Consider the following 1,899-nt stretch of genomic DNA (forward strand, 5'->3'; position numbering starts at 1 on the left):
GCCGCGCGCACTCGCCGGTGGGCGCGGGCGCGGCGCCGTCGTGCACCACGCGGCCCGACTCCAGCACCACGGCCCGCTCGATCACGTCCTCCAGCGGGCCCAGTTCGTGCAGGACCAGGACCACGGTCGCGCCGCGCTCGCGCAGGCGGGTGATGGTCCCGGCCAGCGCGCGCTGGTTCTCGGCGTCCACACCGGCCATGGGCTCGTCCATGACGAAGGTGTCGGGCCGACCGGCCAGGGCGCGGGCGATGAGCACGCGCTGCTGCTGGCCGCCGGAGAGCTCGCGTACCGCGTCGCGGCCCCGGTCGGCCAGCCCGACGGTCTCCAGGGCCTCGTCCACGGCCGCGCGGTCGGCGCGGGTGGGCAGGGACAGGCGGCGGCGCGAGGCGACCTGCCCGGAGGCGACGATCTCGCGGACGGTGGCGGGGACGGCGCCGCCGGCGGTGAGCCGCTGGGGCACGTAGCCGATCCGGCGCCAGGCGCGGAACCTGCGCAGCGGGACGCCGTGCACCAGGACCTCGCCGGAGGTCAGGGGCACGATGCCCAGCATCGAGCGCATCAGGGTGGACTTGCCGGAGCCGTTGGGGCCCAGGACGGCCATCGTCTGGCCCGCGGGCACGTCGAGACTCACACCGTCGAGCACAGGGACGCCGTCGTAGGCGACGCGTGCGTCGACGGCCTGGAAGGCGGGCGGCGCGTCGCCCGCGACGGCCTTGAACTGGTCAGACACCGTTCCATTATCACGAAAACGAAAATGATTGTCAAAATATGGCGGATTCGTGATCTTTTCGGTGTCGTCCTGTCAGTAGCCCAGGATCCGCGCCACCGCCAGCACCAGCACGACCACCACCATGAGCACCCGCGCGGCCCGCGGCTGGCCGCCGAGGGAGGGCCAGGTCAGGAACGCCAGCCACGCCACGAACGCGGCGACCAGCAGCAGGCACACCGCGCCGACCGGGCCGGGCGCCACCAGCCCCGCGATGAACAGGGCGCCCACCACCAGCGGCGCCAGCCACCGGGGGCCCTGGTGCAGCCACACGAGCGGCACCGCGCTGCGCTCCTCCACCGCCCTGCGCAGTCCGCCCGTCCTCCTCGCGCGGGGGGAGCCCCCCTCGCGCCGGGGTCGGTCCTGGTCTGGACGCCGCTTCTCGTCACCGTGTTCGGGAGGGGCCATGCTGTCCGTGTCCGCTTCTGGTCCGTGCCGCCGCCGGACAGGCCCGCGCGGGGGCGCGCCCATCCCGAAAAGGTGGGCGGTGGGGCCACCGGGCCTGTGATACTTGTGTCCTGAACCCTAGTGCAGGACCCCGGTCCGCCGCCGGGCGCCGGTGCGGCTGCGCCGAACACCCCCTCCCGTCTTCCGCGCGGCGCACAGCCATCGGTACCGTGTTGACTCTGAGTCACAAAATCCACACCCGCAGTCGTCAATCGTCTGATGCACGCGGCCAGCGCGCCCAGTCGCCCGCGCGGCCCGTCGAACCCTCCGGAGGGTGTCAACTTCCGTGCCCGAAGCCACTGTCATCGTGACGTTCGACGTCACCGAGCCCCACCTGCAGCACTGCCTCGACTCCCTGGCCCGCCAACGCGACGACGGCGGGACCGGCGAGCCCCGGGCGGACGCGCAGGTGGTCCTGGTCCCCGTCCGCGACGGTGACCGCCTCCGCGCCGACGGCGCCGAGCCCGCGGCCGAGTCCGACCCCGAGAACACCGACGCCGACAACGGGGGCGACGAGGACGCCGCCGAGAACACCGAGGGCGACACCCGAGGGGAGGAGAACGAGCAGGGGGACGAGGCCGTCGAACCCGCCCGCGAGGACGCGCTCGCCCTCGCCGCCGCTTTCGCCGCCGCACCGCCGCCGGGCCTCGCCGCCACGCTCCTGACCGGCGAACCCGCCCCCGACC

2 protein-coding genes and 1 pseudogene are annotated in these 1,899 nt (G+C 74.3%); 1 reads left to right on the plus strand and 2 read right to left on the minus strand.

Going from position 1 to position 1,899, the window contains the following annotated elements:
• Together DQW06_RS22520 and DQW06_RS22525 are read right to left on the minus strand one after the other, a co-directional pair.
• Window positions 1–730 (minus strand): metal ABC transporter ATP-binding protein (locus DQW06_RS22520; RefSeq protein WP_157983566.1); only part of this gene is annotated, 730 nt, incomplete at its 3' end.
• A 72-nt stretch (window positions 731–802) separates the two neighbouring features.
• Window positions 803–1,174 carry a DUF6703 family protein gene (locus DQW06_RS22525; protein WP_071621579.1) on the minus strand — a complete coding sequence of 124 codons (372 nt, stop codon included), beginning with the start codon at window positions 1,172–1,174 and terminating at the stop codon, window positions 803–805.
• 325 nt (window positions 1,175–1,499) lie between these two features.
• On the opposite strand from DQW06_RS22525, the pseudogene DQW06_RS22530 reads away from it, so the two are divergent.
• Window positions 1,500–1,899 (plus strand): annotated as a pseudogene (locus tag DQW06_RS22530) (CDP-glycerol glycerophosphotransferase family protein); the annotation flags it as partial.

The organism is Nocardiopsis sp. TNDT3 (genome assembly GCF_003427465.1).
In the GTDB taxonomy this organism is placed as follows: Bacteria; Actinomycetota; Actinomycetes; order Streptosporangiales; family Streptosporangiaceae; genus Nocardiopsis; species Nocardiopsis dassonvillei.